Genomic DNA, 17,632 nt, shown 5'->3' on the forward strand with positions numbered 1-17,632 from the left:
GGAGTGGGCAATGGTGTATTTATCCAAAAACGGCAAAAAGAGTAGGCAGAGAAAATCCAAGCAAAACAACACGTTAGACGGTATTATTAATTCGCTTGCCGCTTAAGGTTCTGTACATGATCTGCTGCTTGGCATGGTCTTTGTCATCGGGTTCAGGCTGGCGGGTTGCCACACCAGCCAGGCGGCCGGGCCCGGCATGCGTGCCGTGCTGCGGGTGCTCTGGCAGGACAGGGGATTTCTGCTGCTGATCATGGCCAATCTGCTGCTGATGCTGGTCTACGCCCAGTTCGAGTCGCCCCTCATCCAGTATCTGACCCGCGCGGGGACGCCGGAGGTGGAGCGGCTCATCGGCTGGCTGGTGACGACCAATGCGCTGACCATAGTGATGCTGCAGTTCCCCCTGCTGCACTTGACTGCCCGCTGGTCCACGCGGCGCAAGCTGCAACTCGGGGTGGCGCTCTTTCTCGGCGCCCAGTTGCAGTTTGCGCTGGGGGAGACCGCCATCTGGTGGCACTGGATAGTGGCGGTGATCCTCTTGAGCGTCGGGGAGTGCATCCTCTTCCCCTTGCTCAATGTGCTGATCGATCAGATGGCGCCTGGTCATTTGAAGGGGAGCTATTTCGGGGCGGCCTCCATCTCCGGACTCGGGGTGGCCATGGGGGCCTTGCTGGGAGGCTGGGTGCTGGCCCACTGGGGCGGGAGCTGGCTTTACGCCCTGATGGCGCTGCTCTGCCTGGTGATCCTGATGCTCTATGGTCTGAGTACCCGGACCTCGCGCCCTGAGCTGGTCCGGGTCGGGCCCTGACGGCTAGAAGGTCAGCACCTTGTCGGCGGCCAGAGTCCATTGGGCCAGCAAGGGGAGGGTGCCTATCTCTATGCCCTCGACAAGGGGTAGCGGGGTGATGCCGCGCGCATCGGTGCAGCTCTTGCAAAGCCGGATCCGGGTGCCCTGAGCCAGCAGTATCTCCAGCATCTGGCGCAGGTTGTAGCCCTCGGCCGGAGCCTGCCCGGCCAGAGCAGCAGTGACGGCATCCGACATCAGGAAGAGGTTGAGGTCTACCTTTCCCTCCTCTTTGAGGGCGATGCCGAGGCGCAGGGCATTGAACAGGGACTCGCTGCCATAGGGGGCGCCGTTGGCAATGATGAGAATGTGTTGGGTCATGTGGCTCTCCTGATTGAAAGGGCCATTGTAGCCTCGGCGAAAGCGGCCCGGCATGATGCAGAGCACACTCTGTCGTAGCCCGGCCCCGTGTGTCTTGACCTCACACAGGGAGTCAGGTCTCATGGACGGCCATCCAGTATGACAGAACAAATAGGTTGTTATGTGGAAGATCGCCGGAATAGGCTTATTGTTGTTGGCCGGACAAGCCTATGGTAGTGAAAACATCGGCTGCAAGGCCAGACAGCAGGCCGTGACGGATCAGCTTGCGTTCGCCAGGGCGCACAACAACCAGGAGCAGGTAGCCGGCCTTGAGCGGGCACTGCGCAACCTGGAGGCCCATTGTACCGATGCCGGGCTCCTTGAGGAGCAGCAACGCAAGGTGGTCAAGCAGAGGGAAGAAGTGGAAGAGCGGCTGGCCGAGTTGCAGAGCGCACGGGTATCGGGCAAGCCGGACAAGATTGCCAAGAAGCAGTCCAAGCTGGAGGAGTCCCAGGCCGAGTTGCTGGAAGCCCAGCGCGAACTCGAGGCGCTGCAAAAACTGGTCAAACCCTGAGGGAAGGGCAGCGCAATAGAAAAAGCCGGGCATACCCGGCTTTTTCTATTTCTGGATAATGCGCCCGCGAGTGTCAGACGCTGACTGCCTGTGCATCCGCACGAATTTCTCCATCCGCTGATCTTCGGTTTCCACCCTATGGACGGACATCTCGAAGGATGCCGTCCATAGGGCGCAGACGCTGATACAGGCTTACTGCCTGTGCATCCGCACGAACTTTTCCATCAACTGATCTTCGGTTTCCACCCTATGGACGGGATCCCGGAGGATGCAGTCCCTGTAGAGCAGACGCTGATGCAGGTGTTACTGCTACTGCCTGTGCATCCGCACAAACTTTTCCATCAGCTGATCTTCGGTTTCCACATGGGCGGGATCCCAGATGATGCAGTCGATAGGGCAGACGCTGATGCAGGTGGGCTTCTCATAGTGGCCGACGCATTCGGTGCAGCGATCCGGGTCTATCTCGTAGATCTTGCTCCCCAGGGTGATGGCCTGGTTCGGGCACTCCGGATCGCACATGTCACAGTTGATGCACTTGTCGGTGATGAGCAGTGCCATCTCAGGCCGCCGAGTGAGGTTGACGGGTATCCTCGCGCTCGCCGAGGTTGCGCAGCAGGATGCCGTAATTCACGTCGATCTCCTTGGGTACCGGCACGTAGACCACGTGGCCGTTGCCCGGTGCGGTGTCGATGAGCTCGCCCTTGCGGTTCTGCATCTGCTCCAGGTTGAAGCTGAGGTTGCCCTGGGGGGTCATCAGCTCCAGGCTGTTGCCCAGCAGGAACTTGTTCTTCACCTCGACCTCGACCATGTCACCGTTGCGACCGGTGATCTCGCCGACGAACTGCTGGGTGTCGGAGACGGAGTAACCGTAGTCGTAGTTCTGGTATTCGCTGTGGTTGTGACGGCGCAGGAAGCCCTCGGTGTAGCCGCGGTGGGCCAGGTTCTCGAGGGTGCCCATCAGGGTCGGATCGAATGGACGGCCAGCCACCGCATCGTCGATGGCCTTGCGATAGACCTGGGCGGTACGGGCGCAGTAGTAGAAGGACTTGGTACGGCCTTCGATTTTCAGCGAATGAACGCCCATTTTGGTCAGGCGCTCGACGTGCTCGACGGCGCGCAGATCCTTGGAGTTCATGATGTAGGTGCCGTGCTCGTCTTCAAACGCGGTCATGAACTCGCCCGGGCGGTTGGACTCCTCCAGCAGCACCAGGGCATCGGTCGGCTTGCCTGCGCCCAGGGTCGGATCCACCTTTTGCACGGCGATGGGCTCCTGGCGGTGGACGATCTGGCCCACGTCATCTTCCTTGCCCTCGTGCACCTTGTACTCCCAGCGGCAGGAGTTGGTGCAGGTGCCCTGATTGGGGTCACGCTTGTTGATGTAGCCGGAGAGCAGGCAGCGGCCGGAGTAGGCCATGCACAGCGCCCCGTGGACGAAGACTTCCAGTTCCATCTCCGGCACCTGCATGCGGATCTCCTCGATCTCGTCGAGAGACAGCTCGCGGGAGAGGATGGCACGGGTCAGTCCCATCTGATGCCAGAACTTCACCGTGGCCCAGTTGACCGCGTTGGCCTGCACCGAGAGGTGGATAGGCATGTCGGGGAAGGCTTCGCGCATCATCATGATGAGGCCGGGGTCGGACATGATGAGTGCATCCGGCTTCATATCCACCACGGGGCGCATGTCGCGGATGAAGGTCTTGAGCTTGGAGTTGTGGGGCTGGATGTTGGCCACCACATAGAACTGCTTGCCGAGGGCATGGGCCTCGTTGATGCCGAGCTGCAGATTCTCGTGATCGAATTCGTTGTTGCGCACCCGCAGGCTGTAGCGCGGCTGGCCCGCATAGACGGCGTCTGCGCCATAGGCATAGGCGTAGCGCATGTTCTTGAGGGTCCCGGCAGGGGAGAGCAATTCTGGTCTGAACATGTTGGACTCTTTTATCTGATTGCAAATCAGGACGGCGCCACCTGATGGCGTCGTGTGGGTTCATCGGTGGCGCGACCGTCTTCGACGCACGGCCATCCGATGGGGGTACATCGGAGCAGGAGGTGACTCGATACTCCGGATATACGGGGTGCGAGATTGTACTCGTGACCGCCTCGTCATGCAATTTGGGACGGTCTTGGCATGCCTGCGCCATGTTCATTTTACGCTCAGACTGGGGTTGCTAGAGTGCAAGGGGTGAAAGATGCCCCTGAGTTGGCAGTGAAATGGATCTTTTCGGCGAAAAAGACCATCTCCAAGTTGAAATTTTGCCCTGCTCGGGAAAGAATGCGCGCTCGGTTGTTGGTCCCCGGTGACGGGCCCACAAGAGACCGATGATGAGCAGGGCAAAGGCCCACAGGAACAGGAAACCATACAGGAATTTTATGAATCCCCTTCGCATTGCCGCTTCGGCTCTTTTATGTACGCTGGCGCTGGTCAGCCAGCAGGCCGCCGCCGTTGAATACCCGCTGCCTGCAGCCAACAGCCGCCTGATCGGTGAGAACCAGGAATACGTGGTGCCCGCAGACAACCGTCCGCTGGAGCAGATCGCCTCCGACTTCCAGCTGGGTCTGACCAACATCATGGAAGCCAACCCGGGCGTCGACCCCTACTTGCCCAAGGCGGGCAGCACGCTGATCATTCCCCATCAGCTGATCCTGCCCAACGCTCCCCGCGAAGGGATCGTCATCAACGTGGCGGAGATGCGTCTCTACTACTACCCGAAGGGCAAGAACGTGGTGCATGTGCTGCCCATCGGCATCGGCCAGCTCGGGGTCAACACCCCGGAGAACTGGATCACCAAGGTTGAACGCAAGCGTGCCAACCCGACTTGGACCCCGACCGAGAATATCCGTCGCCGCTACGCCGCCCAGGGCAAGACCCTGCCCGCGGTCTGGCCGGCCGGCCCGGACAACCCCATGGGCCTGCACGCGCTCTACATCGGCAACCTGTACGCCATCCACGGCACCAACGCCACCTTCGGTATCGGTTTGCGGGTGAGCAGCGGCTGCGTGCGCCTGCGCGCCGACGACATCAAGTACCTGTTCGATCACGTGCCGGTCGGCACCCGCGTCCAGTTCGTCAACCAGCCGGTCAAGACCACGGTCGAGCCGGATGGCGGTCGCTACATGGAAGTGCACGAGCCGCTGTCGCGCACCGAGGAAGAGTTCAACTCCACCGCCTCCGTGCCGCTGCCCATGACCCCGGCTACCACCCGCTTCATCGCCCATGCTGACAGCGATTCCAACGTGGTCAAGCAGGTGCTGGAACAGCGTACCGGCATCCCGACCCGCCTCAATCCAGAGGCGTAATGGCCGGCAAGTGCAGTTAAACAACAACGGCGACCATCAGGTCGCCGTTGTTGTTTCTGTGTATCCGGACGTCAGCTGGCTGGTGGGGCATAGAGGGCCAGCCAGTTGCCTTCGGTATCCTCGATGATGACCCGGGAGCCATGACCACTGCCGATGCTGTGCAGAGGCTCCAGCACCCGCCCGCCGAGCCGGGGGACCAGCAGCTCCGCCTCCTGCAGCCTGTCACCGAGGGAGAGATAGATGAGGGGACCGGCACCGCCGGGCTGGTGATATTTGTCCATGGGGCCGAGACAGGCCGCCGCGTTGCTGCCGTCGTGGCGCAGCATGGCAAAGCGCATGGTCTCTTCCTGGATGGGGGTGACCTGCACATCGAGCAGGGCCGAGTAGAAGTCCATGGCGCGATCCAGATCCCGTGTCGGAATGTCGGCCCAGACCAGGGTGTTGTCCATCGTCGTATTCTCCAGAGTTCCCGGCCAACGCGGTCGGTGGCTCTTTGAGGTTAGAAGTGGCTGTCGGGGGGCGCCATGGATAAAAAAAGCGGCGCCTGATGGCGCCGCTTGAAGGGGGAAGAGCCGAGTAAGGCTCCCCTCTTATTTGCCGGCAATGCTGAGCCCGCCAAAGCGGATCAGCGGGGCATAGAAGTCCTTGCCATCGTCGTGGTGCAGCTGGTTGCCGACCGCTTCCAGCTCCCCGAGCAGACGATAGAAGTTGCCCGCCACCGTGATGCCGCGTACCGGTGCCACGCGCTCGCCATTTCGGCAGAGGAAGCCGGAGGCGCCGAACGAGAAGTCGCCGCTCACCGCATCGGCCCCGGAGTGCAGGCCGTCCAGCTTGACCAGCTCCAGGTACTCACCGCTTTGTACCTCGGCCTCGCCGTGGGGGCCGAGCCCGAACACCAGGTGACGAGGGGCCACGTCCAGGGCACTGCGGGCACTTCGGGCGGCTGCACCGTTGCTTGTCACGCCGAAGTGGCGGGCGGTGGCGCTGTTGTGCAGCAGGGTCTTGAGCTCCCCCTCGCCGATGAGCAGGAGATCCGAAGTGGCGGCCCCTTCGCCGTCAAACGCCTTGATCTTCATGCCCCCCGGCATATAGGCACGACTCTCCAGGGTGAGCCAGCGAGAAGCCACGCTTTGGCCCAGCTTGTCGCGCCAGGGGTTGATCCCCTGCTGGGCCCACTTGCCAGACAGTGCGGACTGGAAGCAGCCAAACAGGCTGGCAAAGCAGTGGGTGCTGAAGATGACGCTGTAGCGACCGCTCAGCACCGCCTCACCCATCAGCAGGCCATCGGCCACGGCGTGGATCTGGCGGATGAGAGGCTGGCTCTCCAACTCGTCGAAGCGCCGTGCGTACTGTCCCTGGTAGTGCATGGACTGGCGGCCCTCTCGCTCGATGAGAGCGGAGCTGTGGCAGCCGACGCTGAACTCCTGATGTTCGCAGACGCTGCCCTGGCTGTTGGCAAGCCAGAAGCGGCTCTCCCCCTCGAAGAAGCCGTTGTAGGGGGCGCCGGTCACGTCCGGCAGGGCCAGCATGTCGGACTCGAGGCGCAGGGTCAGGGCGATCTTCTCTTCCACCGCCGTGGTGTCGGCCTGATGTATTTCGGCGCAGTCGGTGATGAGCCTGCTCTGCTGCACTGTGATGCGCTGATCCGGGTCCACCTTGGCGAAGTGGCTCGCATCGAGCGCATCCTGCACCATGGCGTCCAGGGCCGACGCGTCGAGGGACTCGGAATAGGCGATGCCGACCCGGCCTTCCTTGATGAGGCGAATGCCGATTTGCTGGCTGCTGGTGACCTTGTATTCACTGAGTTCGCCCTTGTCGGCCTTGAGGGAGAAGGCCTTCTCCTGATTGGCGATGACGTCTGCCTCGGCACCCAGATCGGCGACCTGCTCCAGCAGACGGGCAAGCAGTTGGTTCATGTTGAGTTGGCTCATCAGGCGTTCCCTCCGACCAGGATATTGTCAACCTTGAGCGGCGGCTGGCCGACTGAAACGCGAATGAGGCGGGAGATGGAACCGCATAGAGTGTCATGGATGTTCATCAGGCGTTCCCTCCGACCAGAATGCTGTCAACCTTGAGCGGCGGCTGGCCGACCGAGGCGGGAATGGAGCCGGAGACCGAGCCGCACATGCCGGCGGAGAGGGCCAGATCGCGCCCCACCATGGAGATCTCCTTCAATACCTGCGGGCCGGTGCCGATCAGGGTGGCCGACTTGAGGGGCCGGGTGATCCTGCCCCCCTCGATGAGGTAGGCCTCCTGCACGTTGAAGTTGAACTCGCCGGTACCGGGCTGCACAGAGCCACCCCCCATCCGCTTGGCATAGATGCCGTGTTCCACGGTTGCCAGCATGTCGTCGAGGCTGTAGTTGCCCGGTTCGATATAGGTGTTGCGCATGCGGGAGGCGGGGGCGAACTTGTAGGATTCCCGGCGCCCGGAACCGGTGCGGGCGTAGCCGGTGCGAAGGGCCCCCATTCTGTCCACCAGGAAGCCGGTCAGCACGCCGTCCTTGATGAGCTGGGTGTGCTGGGTCGCCATCCCTTCGTCATCGACGTTGATGGAGCCCCAGGCGTTGCCCTGCAAGCCCTCGTCCACCGCGCTGACCGCGGGGTTGGCGATGAGCTGGCCCATCTTGTCGTGGAACACGGATGCCTTTTTGGCCACCGAGGTGGTCTCCAGCAGGTGACCGCACGCCTCGTGGAAGATGACGCCGCCAAAGCCGCTCTCCATGATGACCGGCAGCTTGCCGCTCGGGCAGGGGGCGGCTCCCAGCTTCACCAGTGCCTGGCGGGTGGCGGTGAGAGCCAGCTCGCGGGGATCGATGCTCTCGGCATGCTCCCATCCCTTCATGGCACCGGGGGCTTCATAACCTACGCTCTGCTCGCCCCCGTCCAGGGCGATGGTCTGGGCCATGATGCGGTTGTAGTGGCGGCGATCGCTCACCTGCACCCCTTCGCTGTTGAAGATCTCCACCTCCTGCTCCCAGCCGAGCACGTTGCCCGAGAACTGGCTCACCTTGTCGCTCTCGGCGCGGGCCGCAGCGTCCATGGCATGCAGGTAGGCGATCTTCTGCTCCAGCAGCTTGTCGGCCGACAGCGGCAGAGCGATCGGGTTGCGGTCGGTCAGGCGGGTGAAGTCAAAGGCAGTGGCGGTGACCACGGGGTCACGCCTGTCCTTGGCCGCCAGCAGGGTAACGATGCGCAAGAGCTCGTTGCGATCGGCCAGGTTGGTGTAGCCGTAGAGCAACTTGTGGCCGTAGCACAGGCGAACGCCGATACCGAAGTCGAGACCACCGCTGATGTTCTCTATCTGGCTGGAGAGCAGGCTGAGCTGGCTGCGGCGCTTGCGCTCCACAAACAGCTCGGCGAAATCGGCACCCAGCGCCAGCGCGTGATCGAGCACGTCGCGTGCGATGGCGGGGGCCAACAGGGAGAATGAAGTCATAGAATATCCTTTTCTGGTCTGTCCGTTTGCTTCCGACACCCGGCGTTGTGTTGTTATGGGGTGTCGACCTCATTGTTGCAGACCAGAAGCAAAAAGTCGCTATAGCGTCAGCCGATGATACCAAACGAGAAAATCGGTGCGATTTATGCGCCCGGCAGCCCGAGCGCAGGCTACCGGCAGGGGAGGTTGGCGCCGCTCATGGCGCTCGTTTTATATGAGGTTGACCCACTGCTCGATACGGGGTCGGTCTGGTCGTCCAATGGCTGGCGTCGTCGAACATCCAGGCGATCAGGGTCAGAGCAGTTCGTGGATCTCGCTCAGGATCTGGTTGACCCACTGCTCGATACGGGGTCGATCTGGTCGCCCATTGGCCGGCGTCGTTGAACATCCAGGCGGCCAGGATCAGAGCAGTTCGTGGATCTCGCTCAGGATCTGGTCGACCCACTGCTCGATGCGGGACTCGGTCTGGTCGTACTGGTTGGCGTCATCGAGGGCCAGCCCGACGAAGTGACGGCCATCGTCGATGAGCGCCTTGGAGGCGTCAAACTCGTACCCCTCGTTGGGCCAGTAGCCCACCAGCTTGACCCCCTTGGGGACCAGCTGATCGTGCAGCAGGCCGAGGGCATCCTGATACCACTCCCCATAGCCCAGCTGATCGCCCATGCCAAACAGGGCGATGATGCGTCCCTCCAGATGCAGGTCGGCGATGTCTTCCCAGCGAGATTCCCAGTCCTCCTGCAGCTCGCCGAAGTCCCAGGTGGAGATGCCCAGGATCAGGATGTCGTACTCCTGCATGCGGGCGAGGGGCACATCCTTGATGTTGTGGAGATCGACCAGCTCGGGGCCGATGAGGGCGCGGATCTTCTCGGCGGCCATCTCGGTGTAGCAGGTGGTGGAGCCATAAAACAAACCTATCTTCATCGCTCTTCTCTTGATCGCAGTCGGCAAGGGGCGTGACCGGCACAGCGGCGCCCGGGGGGAGGGCGCCAGTCTAGCAGATTGCGCCGGGCTCTTCACCGCCTGAGGGGATGTGCAGCCTTGCCTTGCGGCCCGGGTGGGTCGGCACGTTACAATGGCGACCTGTTTCCCTGAGCGCGGCGCACCATGAGCAAAGCAGAATCCCATCCCCTGATCGAGCCGTTTCTCGACGCCCTCTGGCTGGAGCGGGGGCTTTCCGACAACACGGTCAGCTCCTATCGCACCGACCTGGAAAAATTTGCCCTCTGGCTCGATGAGCAAGGCGGTTCCCTGCTGCTGGCGGGGCTGGACGACATCCAGCACTACCTCGCCTGGCGGGTGGACCATCAGTTCGCGGCCAGCAGCACGGCCCGTTTCCTCTCGGCCCTGCGCCGCTTCTACCAGTACCTCAATCGCGAGAAGCTGCGCAGCGACGATCCCACCGTGCTGCTGGAGGGGCCAAAGCTCCCCAAAAAGCTGCCATCGGATCTGAGCGAAGCCGAGGTGGAGGCGCTGCTGCAAGCGCCCCTGGTGGACGACCCGCTGGAGCTGCGGGACAAGGCAATGCTCGAGCTGCTCTACGCCACCGGGCTGCGGGTATCCGAGCTGGTGGGGCTGACCGCCGAACACGTCAGCCTGCGCCAGGGGCTGGTGCGGGTGGTGGGCAAGGGCAACAAGGAGCGCCTGGTCCCCATGGGGGAGGAGGCGGTGCACTGGCTGGAGCGCTACTACCGGGAGGCGCGTACCCTGCTCCTCGGCGGCACCAGCTCTGACGTGGTGTTCCCCTCCAAGCGGGCCCGGATGATGACTCGCCAGACCTTCTGGCACCGCATCAAGCTCTATGCCCTGAGAGCCGGCATCAGAGGGGAACTCTCCCCCCACACCCTGCGTCACGCCTTCGCCACCCACCTGCTCAATCACGGCGCCGATCTGCGAGTGGTGCAGATGCTGCTGGGCCACGCGGATCTCTCCACCACCCAGATCTATACCCACGTGGCCAACGAGCGGCTCAAGGCACTGCACGGCCAGCACCACCCCAGAGCCTGATCGCCTCACCGGCCCTGCAACAAAAAACCGCCCGAAGGCGGTTTTTTTTCAGCACACGACAGGGAGGAAACGGTTATTTCCCCTGCTGGGATTTCAGCAAGTCGCGGATCTCGGTCAGCAGCTCCTGATCCTTGGTGGGGCCGGCCGGGGCGGCGGCTTCCTCTTCCTGCTTCTTCTTCAGGGTGTTGATGGCCTTGAGCCCCATGAAGATGGCGAAGGAAATGATCAGGAAGTCGATACAGGTCTGGATGAACTTGCCGTAGGCGATGACCACGGCAGGGGCATCCCCTTCGGCGGCCTTCAGGGTCACGGCGAGATCGCTGAAATCCACGCCCCCCAGGATCAGCCCGATGGGGGGCATGATCACGTCTCCCACGAAGGAGGAGACTATCTTGCCGAAGGCGGCACCAATGATGATACCGACCGCCATGTCGATGACGTTGCCTCTGGACGCAAAGGCCTTGAACTCTTGAATCAGACTCATTTTTCCCCCTAGAAATGGACGACATGCCACCTGAGCGCACGTCGATTTGAATAATAAAACATCAGCAAAACAGAGGGATGACTAAAGATGTCTCCCATCGTCCTGATTAGCTTGCGGGGCTCAAGCCCGATTGGCAACCTGTCATCCCGTGATTTTTTCTTGCGGACGTTATTAATCGATCACTAATTAAGGTCTTTGGGAGAGGGAATTGTCCGGGTTACCTTATGAGGCCCTTCCATCATGCCAAGTGAATGAGCTAATGCGATATTTACTGCTGGGAATGATGCTGCTGTGCGCTTTTGCGGCCAGCGCGGGGATGGACCCCCATGTGTTGAAACAGACCATAGAGCAGCGCCTCGGTGTGCAGGTCTACCTGGTGGACGAGACCCCCATGCCGGGCCTCTATCTGCTGGGCACGGCCCAGGGACTGCTCTACAGCGATGCCAGGGGAGACTATGTGCTGCAGGGCTCCATGCTGGATCTGGCCCACGACATGAGAAACCTCACCCGGCTCAGCCAGCAGCAGCAACGCAGGCTGGCGCTCTCCCAGATAGGGGAGGCCCGGCTCTGGCTCAAGGCGCCGAACGAGCGCTACCGGGTGACCCTGTTTACCGATCTCGGCTGCCGCCGCTGTCACGCCGTGCTGGACGAGTTGCCGCAATTGCAGGAAAGAGGGGTGAGCGTGCAGTTGCTGCCCCTGGCTGCCCCCTTCGTCGAGCTGGCCGAGACGCAGGCGCTCTGGTGCGATCCCCGGCAGTTCGACGCACTGGATCTCAGTGATCGTTTGCCTGAGACCGGCTGTAATGAGATCCTTGCCCATCATATCGGCCTGAGCCAGTGGCTCGGGATCAAGGCGCTGCCGAGCTGGGTCCTGCCAAATGGCGACCTGGTGCGCGGTTATCAGAGCCCTGAACAACTGCTCAAGATACTGGATCACATCAATGCCCCTGCTAATCCGTCGTCGTCCGCGAGTTGATGATTCCCATCTGCCCGCCACCCTGCACCCGCTGCTTCGTCAAATCTTCGCCAGCCGCGGGGTCGAAGATCCCGCTCTGCTGGAGCGCAGCGCCAGCCAGCTGCTGCCGCCCCAGCGTCTGTTCGGCATGGCGCAGGCGGTGCCGCTGTTGGCCGAGGCGTTGACGGCGCAAAAACGCATTCTCATTGTCGGTGACTTTGACTGCGACGGCGCCACCAGCTCGGCGCTGTGCGTGCTGGCCCTGCGCGCCATGGGCGGTCGTCACATCGATTTTCTGGTGCCCAACCGCTTCGAGTTCGGTTATGGCCTCACCCCGGAGATCGTCGAGCTGGCGGTGGCCCGCGGCGCCGAGTTTCTGATCACGGTGGACAACGGCATCTCCAGCATCGCCGGGGTGGCGGCGGCCAAGGCGGCCGGCATGCAGGTACTGGTTACCGATCACCATTTGCCGGGCCAGGAGCTGCCTGACGCCGATGCGATAGTGAACCCCAACCAGCATGGCTGCGACTTCCCCTCCAAGTCGCTGGCCGGGGTCGGGGTCGCCTTCTATCTGATGGCGGCCCTCAATACCCAGCTGCGCCAGAGCGGCTGGTATGAGCGTCAGGGGCTGTGCGCCCCCAACGTGGCGGATTACCTCGATCTGGTGGCGCTCGGCACGGTCGCCGATGTGGTGGCGCTCGATGGCAACAACCGCATCCTGGTCCATCAGGGCTTGCAGCGGATCCGGGCCGGCCGCTGCCGCCCCGGCATCCAGGCGCTGGTGGACGTGTCGGGCCGCGACGGTCGTCGCCTGTGCGCTGCCGATCTCGGCTTTGCGCTGGGGCCGCGCCTCAACGCGGTGGGCCGGCTCGATGACATGTCCCTCGGGGTCGCCTGTCTGCTCTGTGACGACATCAACCTGGCGCGCCAGTTCGCCTCCGAAATGGACAGCCTCAACCAGGAGCGCAAGGAGATCGAGCAGGGGATGCAGCAGGAGGCGCTCGCCACTTTGGAGCAGATCCGTTTTCGCGACGGCGAGGTGCCCTCCGGCATCGTGCTGCACCGAAACGAGTGGCATCAGGGGGTGGTGGGGCTGGTGGCCTCCAAGGTGAAGGAGAAGTACTACCGCCCGGTCATCGCCTTTGCCGAGAGCAGCGAGACCGAGCTCAAGGGCTCCGGGCGCTCCATCCCGGGGGTGCACCTGCGCGATGCGCTGGAACTGCTCGATACCCGCCACCCCGGCTTGATGGGCAAGTTTGGCGGCCACGCCATGGCGGCCGGGTTGACCCTGCCCAAGGCCAATATCGAGGCCTTCGGGCGGGCTTTTGAGGCGGTCATCGGCGAGCTGGTGACCCCTGAGCTCTTGACCGGGGTGCTGCTCACCGATGGCGAACTGCTGCCGGACGAGCTCACCCTCGAGCTGGCGGAGCTTATTCGCGCCTCCGGCCCCTGGGGTCAGGCCTTCCCCGAGCCGCTGTTTGACGGCGAGTTCGTGCTGGTGCAGCAGCGGCTGGTGGGGGAGAAGCACCTCAAGATGATGCTGACCACGGATTCCGGCCACGCGGTGGATGCCATCGCCTTTGGCGTCGACTTGCAGCGCTGGCCCGATGCTTCGGTGAAGCGGGTGCGGCTGGTCTACCGGCTCGACGTCAACGAGTGGCGTGGCAACCGCAGCGTGCAGTTGTTGGTGGAGCATCTGGAAGCCGCCGGCCTCTGATCCCGCGAGTCTCTCTTGCTGTCGATGACGGCCACCTCAGGGTGGCCGTTTTTTTATGGTGTGAACCCGGATGTTGTCGTTGACCCGTCTATTGCTTCACAGTTTAAGCTTCCCTTCATCGGGTCACGGACCCCACTGCGAGTCGCTGTCATGAAAATATCCGAACTGGCCCGGCGCTGCGGCCTGGCCCGCTCTACCCTGCTCTATTACGAGAAGCTGGGGGTGATTACGGGCACGAGGGGCGCCAACGGCTATCGCCACTACGACGATGACGATCTGCAGCGGCTGCGGATGGTACAGGCCCTGCAGGCAGGTGGTCTCAGCCTCAAGCAGTGCCTCGCCTGTCTGGCTGGCGAGATAGATCAGGCGGCATTGCAGGCCCGGGTCAGGGAGCTGGATGAAGAGCTGGCGCGGATGCAACGCGCCCGGGATCTGCTGGCGGATCTCGCCGGTTTGCGTGCGCACTCCGGCGACGAGTTCAAGGCCTGGCAGCGGCAACTGCAGCATCAAGCCCCGCAGGCTTACTTTGCCTGGGTGATGAAGCAGGGATTCAGTGAAAAAGCGCGTTACCACCTGCAGTGGCTCAGCAAAGACATGAATGAACATGAGCGCTACATCCGGGATTTCAAGCTGCTGCTGGATGGCATGAGCTATTGGGGGCCGGGCGATAGCCTCTTCACCCAGCAGCAATTTGCCGCGCTGCCCAGCCAGCCTCGCCGGATCTTCGACATGGGCTGCGGGCGCGGCTCCGCCACCCTGGCGCTGGCACAGGTGACGGACGCCACCATAGTGGCCATCGATCTGGACGAGGAGGCGCTGGCCGCCGTGGCGAGATCGGCCAGCGCGGCTGGCTTTGAGCAGGTCACCACCCTGTGCGCCAACATGGCGGCGCTGCCGGCGGACCTGGTCCCCGCCGATCTCATCTGGGCCGAGGGGAGCGCCTACACCATAGGGGTGGCCAATGCGCTCAAAGCCTGGCGGGCGTACCTTGCCGATCCTGATGCCTGCCTGGTGCTGAGCGACCTGGTGTGGCTGACTGACACGCCCCCAGAGGAGGCGCTGGCGTTCTGGCAGCGAGATTATCCCGCCATGCAGACCCTGGCGGGCCTGCTCAAAACGGTGCAGGAGGCGGGTTATCGCTGTCTGTGGCACACCCCGTTGCCGCCAAGGGCCTGGGACAACTATCTGGATCCCATCGAGCGCAATCTGGCGCGCCACAGTGCCGAGCTGGGGGATAGCCCAGCTTGGCAGGATCTGAGCCGGGAAGTGGCCATTCACCGCCAATACCTGGGCAGCTATGGCTATGTGATCTGCTGCCTGCAGGCAGTCTGATCAGGTCATCCATTGCAAGATAACAAACGGAGAAAACCTTATGAATATTCTCATTCGACCTGAAACGGGCGCCGATCACGACGCCATTGAAGCGCTGACCGTGGCCGCGTTCCTCAATGCCCCCCATACCGATCACAACGAACAGCTGATCGTGCGTGACCTGCGCCAGGCCGGGGCACTCAGCCTGTCGCTGGTGGCGGAGCAGGGGGGCCAAGTGGTCGGCCACCTCTGCTTCTCGCCGGTCACCATCAGCGATGGCAGCCCGCACTGGTATGGCCTTGGCCCCATTTCCGTCTCCCCTGCGCTTCAGGGCAGGGGGCTGGGGTCACGGCTGATGGACGCGGGTCTGGCCGAGCTCAAGGGGATAGGGGCGGCCGGCTGCGTGGTGCTGGGGGATCCCGGCTTCTACGGCCGTTTCGGTTTCGTGCCCGAGCCGGGGTTGACGCTGCCCGGCGTGCCAGCCGAGTACTTCATGGCCCGCTCGTTCGGTGCTGCCATGCCCAGTGGCGAAGTGTGTTACCACCCGGCCTTCCAGCAGGGGTGAGCCCTCACCTTGAGGAAGATGAAAGCCGCTTTCTCAAGGTGGTGCAACCTTGCCGGTTTTAGGGAATGGGGCGGTGTTTAATATCGCTCCTGTTAATATCTCATGGTGGAAAATGCAATAAGTGACGGTATTGTGATATATTCCACCTGTAATTTTTCTTGACGGACAGCCCCCTTGTCATCCTCTCGCCGCCCCTCGTCATGGCCGATGGTGCTTGCCATCGCCTGCCTTCTCTGGCTTGCCGCTGCGGCGGCGGCAGGGGTCGTTGCAACTAAGGGAATGGAGACGCAAGGGCAGGAGCGGCCGATGCTGTTCCATGAGCCAGCGAACCCGGGGCTTGCCGACAACGTCAGCCTGCCGCCCGCCTCCCAGTGGCGGCTCGGTTTCGAGCAGGGACGGCGACTGGAAGGGGCCGCTCATGCCGAGCTCTACCAGATGCTGCTGGCCTGGTTCCAGCACGATATCCTCTGCCTGCTCTGCGGCCTGCTGTTCTTTCTGCCTCTCATCTATCTCAGGCAGCGGCCCGACTACTTCGGCGCTCTGCACACACGGCGGCTTCGCTGCCACCACCTGCAATATCGCTTCTGCCAGGGCGACTAGGTTCACCAGCCGGGCGCCTGCCCGTTTGATCCCCGTCATTGAGTACCGCTGACCGGGCTGCTCGGCAGTCTGGCGGCTGCCGTGGTCATTACCGGGTGCTGCGCCAGCTCTCTCTGTAAACGTCATCTTCGCGACTGGCCGTTGGCCGGGCGCGGACGTGCTCTTATTGCAACCAAGTGGTGAACTCATTCATGGACGATTACGTCAATCTCTTCATCCAGTCGATCTTTGTGGAAAACCTGGCGCTGGCCTTCTTCCTTGGCATGTGCACCTTCCTGGCCGTTTCCAAGAACATCAACACCGCCTTCGGTTTGGGCATGACGGTGCTGGTGGTCATGGTAATCGCCATCCCCCTCAACAACCTGATCTACCGCCATATCCTGCGTCCCGAGAGTACCTTCCTCGGGGAGTTTGATCTGGGCTTTCTCGATTTCATCGTCTATATCGGGGTGCTGGCGGCCCTGGTGCAGGTGATGGAGATGGTGCTGGACAAACATTTCCCGGCGCTCCATCACGCGCTCGGTATCTATCTGCCGCTGCTGACGGTGCACTGCGCCATCTTCGGCGGGGTGATGTTCATGGCCCAGCGGGATTACGACTTCATCGAATCCGTGGTCTACGGGGCGGGCTCAGGGCTGGGCTGGCTGCTGGCCATCGTCGCCATTGCGGGGTTGCGCCAGAAGATGAAGTATTCGGATGTGCCAGAGGGGCTACGGGGGATCGGCATTACCTTCATCGTGGCCGGGCTGATGTCCCTCGGCTTCATGTCTTTTTCCGGCATCTCGCTCTGAGCCATGGGCCGGGTGGTGGCCCAATGAAGGTGCTCAATCCAGACGCTTTGCCATGTTGTAGCCGGTGATGGTGAAGCCCAGCGCCTGATAGAGCGCCAGTGCCCTCGGGTTGTCATGGGCCACCCTCAGCTTGATCTGGTGGATGCCTAGGGGGGCGAGCTGCGCTTCCAGGGCGGCCATGGCTGCCTTGCCGAGGCCGCGACCACGATGGGGCGGTGTCACATAGAAGTCGTAGATGAAGGTGGTGCCGGCGGCGCCGTCGATGGCGTGCCAGAGATAGCCCAGAGGCTCGCCCGGCGCGTTCGAGGCTTCAGGTACCATGGCGAGCAGGTGATGACCCGGGGTGGCGACACCCAGTGGCAGGAGCTGCTGCAACGAGGCGTCGGCCTGACGGTGGGCGTCAGGCAGCGCCATCCCGTGGTTGCTGGCAAGATCCTGGGCGTAATCCTCGATGAAGTAGTCGCGATAGGCGGGAAAGTCTGCGTCACGCAGGGGGATCAGGCGAACGGTGAGAGTCGGCATCCGGCACAGCACTCCAGAGAAGGGGAGTGGCCACGTTACGCCAGAACGGCGCCAATCACAAAGGGACAACCGCTGCCTGCGCGGTGACGGCGATAAAAAAAAGAGCGCCCAGAGGCTAATGCCGATCAGTTAAGGATCCATTGACCGATCCTCAGGCTGTGTAAGAATCCGAAACTCCTTGTTGGGTTTCGGATTTTTTTATGCGTATCGACCAAGCTCTCGACTTCATTCACGCC

At 62.4% G+C, this 17,632-nt stretch carries 18 protein-coding genes and 1 pseudogene; 10 read left to right on the top strand and 9 right to left on the bottom strand.

Annotated elements, in window-relative coordinates; all coding sequences use genetic code 11:
* Window positions 1-121: 121 nt before the first annotated feature.
* Window positions 122-805 (top strand): annotated as a pseudogene (locus tag ACNPAA_RS18565) (MFS transporter); the annotation flags it as partial.
* A 3-nt stretch (window positions 806-808) separates the two neighbouring features.
* Here ACNPAA_RS18565 and ACNPAA_RS18570 read toward each other — a convergent pair.
* Window positions 809-1,162 (bottom strand): DsrE/DsrF/TusD sulfur relay family protein, encoded by a 354-nt coding sequence (locus tag ACNPAA_RS18570; protein WP_010675361.1) that lies wholly within the window; start codon window positions 1,160-1,162, stop codon window positions 809-811.
* A 160-nt stretch (window positions 1,163-1,322) separates the two neighbouring features.
* Here ACNPAA_RS18570 and ACNPAA_RS18575 point away from each other — a divergent pair, with 160 nt between their 5' ends.
* Entirely contained in the window at window positions 1,323-1,715 is a 393-nt protein-coding gene (locus ACNPAA_RS18575) for a DUF1090 domain-containing protein (RefSeq protein WP_039041125.1), read from the top strand.
* Window positions 1,716-2,024: 309 nt separating this feature from the next.
* Here the strand turns inward: ACNPAA_RS18575 and ACNPAA_RS18580 are convergent, their stop codons facing one another.
* A complete protein-coding gene (locus ACNPAA_RS18580) occupies window positions 2,025-2,273 on the bottom strand; it encodes a YfhL family 4Fe-4S dicluster ferredoxin (RefSeq protein ID WP_010675358.1) in 249 nt (82 codons plus the stop codon).
* A gap of 1 nt (window position 2,274) precedes the next feature.
* Entirely contained in the window at window positions 2,275-3,639 is a 1,365-nt protein-coding gene (yegQ, locus tag ACNPAA_RS18585; protein WP_010675357.1) for a tRNA 5-hydroxyuridine modification protein YegQ, read from the bottom strand.
* A gap of 443 nt (window positions 3,640-4,082) precedes the next feature.
* On the opposite strand from yegQ, the gene ACNPAA_RS18590 reads away from it, so the two are divergent.
* Window positions 4,083-5,009 (top strand): L,D-transpeptidase family protein, encoded by a 927-nt coding sequence (locus ACNPAA_RS18590; RefSeq protein ID WP_010673738.1) that lies wholly within the window; start codon window positions 4,083-4,085, stop codon window positions 5,007-5,009.
* Between the two features lie 71 nt (window positions 5,010-5,080).
* On the opposite strand, the gene ACNPAA_RS18595 is transcribed toward ACNPAA_RS18590, so the two are convergent.
* From ACNPAA_RS18595 to fldB, 4 genes are all read right to left on the bottom strand, one after another.
* Entirely contained in the window at window positions 5,081-5,458 is a 378-nt protein-coding gene (locus ACNPAA_RS18595) for a VOC family protein (protein ID WP_010673739.1), read from the bottom strand.
* 141 nt (window positions 5,459-5,599) lie between these two features.
* Window positions 5,600-6,940, bottom strand: a complete 1,341-nt coding sequence (locus ACNPAA_RS18600) for a TldD/PmbA family protein (RefSeq protein WP_270806824.1) — start codon at window positions 6,938-6,940, stop codon at window positions 5,600-5,602.
* 106 nt (window positions 6,941-7,046) lie between these two features.
* Window positions 7,047-8,447 (bottom strand): TldD/PmbA family protein, encoded by a 1,401-nt coding sequence (locus ACNPAA_RS18605; protein ID WP_417891942.1) that lies wholly within the window; start codon window positions 8,445-8,447, stop codon window positions 7,047-7,049.
* A 402-nt stretch (window positions 8,448-8,849) separates the two neighbouring features.
* Window positions 8,850-9,368, bottom strand: a complete 519-nt coding sequence (gene fldB / locus ACNPAA_RS18610) for a flavodoxin FldB (RefSeq protein ID WP_041212516.1) — start codon at window positions 9,366-9,368, stop codon at window positions 8,850-8,852.
* 183 nt (window positions 9,369-9,551) lie between these two features.
* On the opposite strand from fldB, the gene xerD reads away from it, so the two are divergent.
* Complete coding sequence (xerD, locus tag ACNPAA_RS18615) at window positions 9,552-10,451, top strand: site-specific tyrosine recombinase XerD (protein ID WP_042880761.1); 900 nt, start codon at window positions 9,552-9,554, stop codon at window positions 10,449-10,451.
* Window positions 10,452-10,524: 73 nt separating this feature from the next.
* On the opposite strand, the gene mscL is transcribed toward xerD, so the two are convergent.
* Window positions 10,525-10,935, bottom strand: a complete 411-nt coding sequence (mscL, locus tag ACNPAA_RS18620) for a large-conductance mechanosensitive channel protein MscL (RefSeq protein WP_010673746.1) — start codon at window positions 10,933-10,935, stop codon at window positions 10,525-10,527.
* A gap of 259 nt (window positions 10,936-11,194) precedes the next feature.
* Between mscL and ACNPAA_RS18625 the strand changes: the two genes are divergently transcribed.
* The 6 genes from ACNPAA_RS18625 (at window position 11,195) to nqrE (ending at window position 16,874) form a co-directional block, all read left to right on the top strand.
* A complete protein-coding gene (locus ACNPAA_RS18625) occupies window positions 11,195-11,911 on the top strand; it encodes a disulfide isomerase DsbC N-terminal domain-containing protein (protein WP_201872033.1) in 717 nt (238 codons plus the stop codon).
* Window positions 11,877-13,607 (top strand): single-stranded-DNA-specific exonuclease RecJ, encoded by a 1,731-nt coding sequence (gene recJ / locus ACNPAA_RS18630; protein ID WP_201872034.1) that lies wholly within the window; start codon window positions 11,877-11,879, stop codon window positions 13,605-13,607. The genes ACNPAA_RS18625 and recJ overlap by 35 nt, the downstream gene beginning before the upstream one ends.
* 150 nt (window positions 13,608-13,757) lie before the next feature.
* Entirely contained in the window at window positions 13,758-14,939 is a 1,182-nt protein-coding gene (locus ACNPAA_RS18635; protein ID WP_010673749.1) for a MerR family transcriptional regulator, read from the top strand.
* Between the two features lie 40 nt (window positions 14,940-14,979).
* The gene (locus tag ACNPAA_RS18640) at window positions 14,980-15,483 is read left to right on the top strand and encodes a GNAT family N-acetyltransferase (RefSeq protein ID WP_201872035.1); all 504 of its coding nucleotides are present in this window, start codon (window positions 14,980-14,982) and stop codon (window positions 15,481-15,483) included.
* 306 nt (window positions 15,484-15,789) lie between these two features.
* Entirely contained in the window at window positions 15,790-16,083 is a 294-nt protein-coding gene (locus ACNPAA_RS18645; RefSeq protein WP_161469860.1) for a hypothetical protein, read from the top strand.
* Window positions 16,084-16,274: 191 nt separating this feature from the next.
* Window positions 16,275-16,874, top strand: coding sequence for an NADH:ubiquinone reductase (Na(+)-transporting) subunit E (gene nqrE / locus ACNPAA_RS18650; protein WP_201872037.1), 600 nt, complete (start codon window positions 16,275-16,277; stop codon window positions 16,872-16,874).
* Window positions 16,875-16,907: 33 nt separating this feature from the next.
* On the opposite strand, the gene ACNPAA_RS18655 is transcribed toward nqrE, so the two are convergent.
* On the bottom strand, window positions 16,908-17,396 hold the full coding sequence (locus tag ACNPAA_RS18655; protein ID WP_010673753.1) for a GNAT family N-acetyltransferase: 489 nt from the start codon (window positions 17,394-17,396) through the stop codon (window positions 16,908-16,910).
* Window positions 17,397-17,632 lie beyond the last annotated feature (236 nt).

Source organism: Aeromonas sp. PS2Canimalfood6, from assembly GCF_048276795.1.
Classification (GTDB): Bacteria; Pseudomonadota; Gammaproteobacteria; order Enterobacterales; family Aeromonadaceae; genus Aeromonas; species Aeromonas caviae.

Excerpts from the sequence above, each read along its gene's own strand:
- ACNPAA_RS18570 (WP_010675361.1), bottom strand. The coding sequence starts at position 1,162 with ATGACCCAACACATTCTCATCATTGCCAACGGCGCCCCCTATGGCAGC.
- ACNPAA_RS18575 (WP_039041125.1), top strand. The coding sequence starts at position 1,323 with ATGTGGAAGATCGCCGGAATAGGCTTATTGTTGTTGGCCGGACAAGCC.
- ACNPAA_RS18580 (WP_010675358.1), bottom strand. The coding sequence starts at position 2,273 with ATGGCACTGCTCATCACCGACAAGTGCATCAACTGTGACATGTGCGAT.
- yegQ (WP_010675357.1), bottom strand. The coding sequence starts at position 3,639 with ATGTTCAGACCAGAATTGCTCTCCCCTGCCGGGACCCTCAAGAACATG.
- ACNPAA_RS18590 (WP_010673738.1), top strand. The coding sequence starts at position 4,083 with ATGAATCCCCTTCGCATTGCCGCTTCGGCTCTTTTATGTACGCTGGCG.
- ACNPAA_RS18595 (WP_010673739.1), bottom strand. The coding sequence starts at position 5,458 with ATGGACAACACCCTGGTCTGGGCCGACATTCCGACACGGGATCTGGAT.
- ACNPAA_RS18600 (WP_270806824.1), bottom strand. The coding sequence starts at position 6,940 with ATGAGCCAACTCAACATGAACCAACTGCTTGCCCGTCTGCTGGAGCAG.
- ACNPAA_RS18605 (WP_417891942.1), bottom strand. The coding sequence starts at position 8,447 with ATGACTTCATTCTCCCTGTTGGCCCCCGCCATCGCACGCGACGTGCTC.
- fldB (WP_041212516.1), bottom strand. The coding sequence starts at position 9,368 with ATGAAGATAGGTTTGTTTTATGGCTCCACCACCTGCTACACCGAGATG.
- xerD (WP_042880761.1), top strand. The coding sequence starts at position 9,552 with ATGAGCAAAGCAGAATCCCATCCCCTGATCGAGCCGTTTCTCGACGCC.
- mscL (WP_010673746.1), bottom strand. The coding sequence starts at position 10,935 with ATGAGTCTGATTCAAGAGTTCAAGGCCTTTGCGTCCAGAGGCAACGTC.
- ACNPAA_RS18625 (WP_201872033.1), top strand. The coding sequence starts at position 11,195 with ATGCGATATTTACTGCTGGGAATGATGCTGCTGTGCGCTTTTGCGGCC.
- recJ (WP_201872034.1), top strand. The coding sequence starts at position 11,877 with ATGCCCCTGCTAATCCGTCGTCGTCCGCGAGTTGATGATTCCCATCTG.
- ACNPAA_RS18635 (WP_010673749.1), top strand. The coding sequence starts at position 13,758 with ATGAAAATATCCGAACTGGCCCGGCGCTGCGGCCTGGCCCGCTCTACC.
- ACNPAA_RS18640 (WP_201872035.1), top strand. The coding sequence starts at position 14,980 with ATGAATATTCTCATTCGACCTGAAACGGGCGCCGATCACGACGCCATT.
- ACNPAA_RS18645 (WP_161469860.1), top strand. The coding sequence starts at position 15,790 with ATGCTGTTCCATGAGCCAGCGAACCCGGGGCTTGCCGACAACGTCAGC.
- nqrE (WP_201872037.1), top strand. The coding sequence starts at position 16,275 with ATGGACGATTACGTCAATCTCTTCATCCAGTCGATCTTTGTGGAAAAC.
- ACNPAA_RS18655 (WP_010673753.1), bottom strand. The coding sequence starts at position 17,396 with ATGCCGACTCTCACCGTTCGCCTGATCCCCCTGCGTGACGCAGACTTT.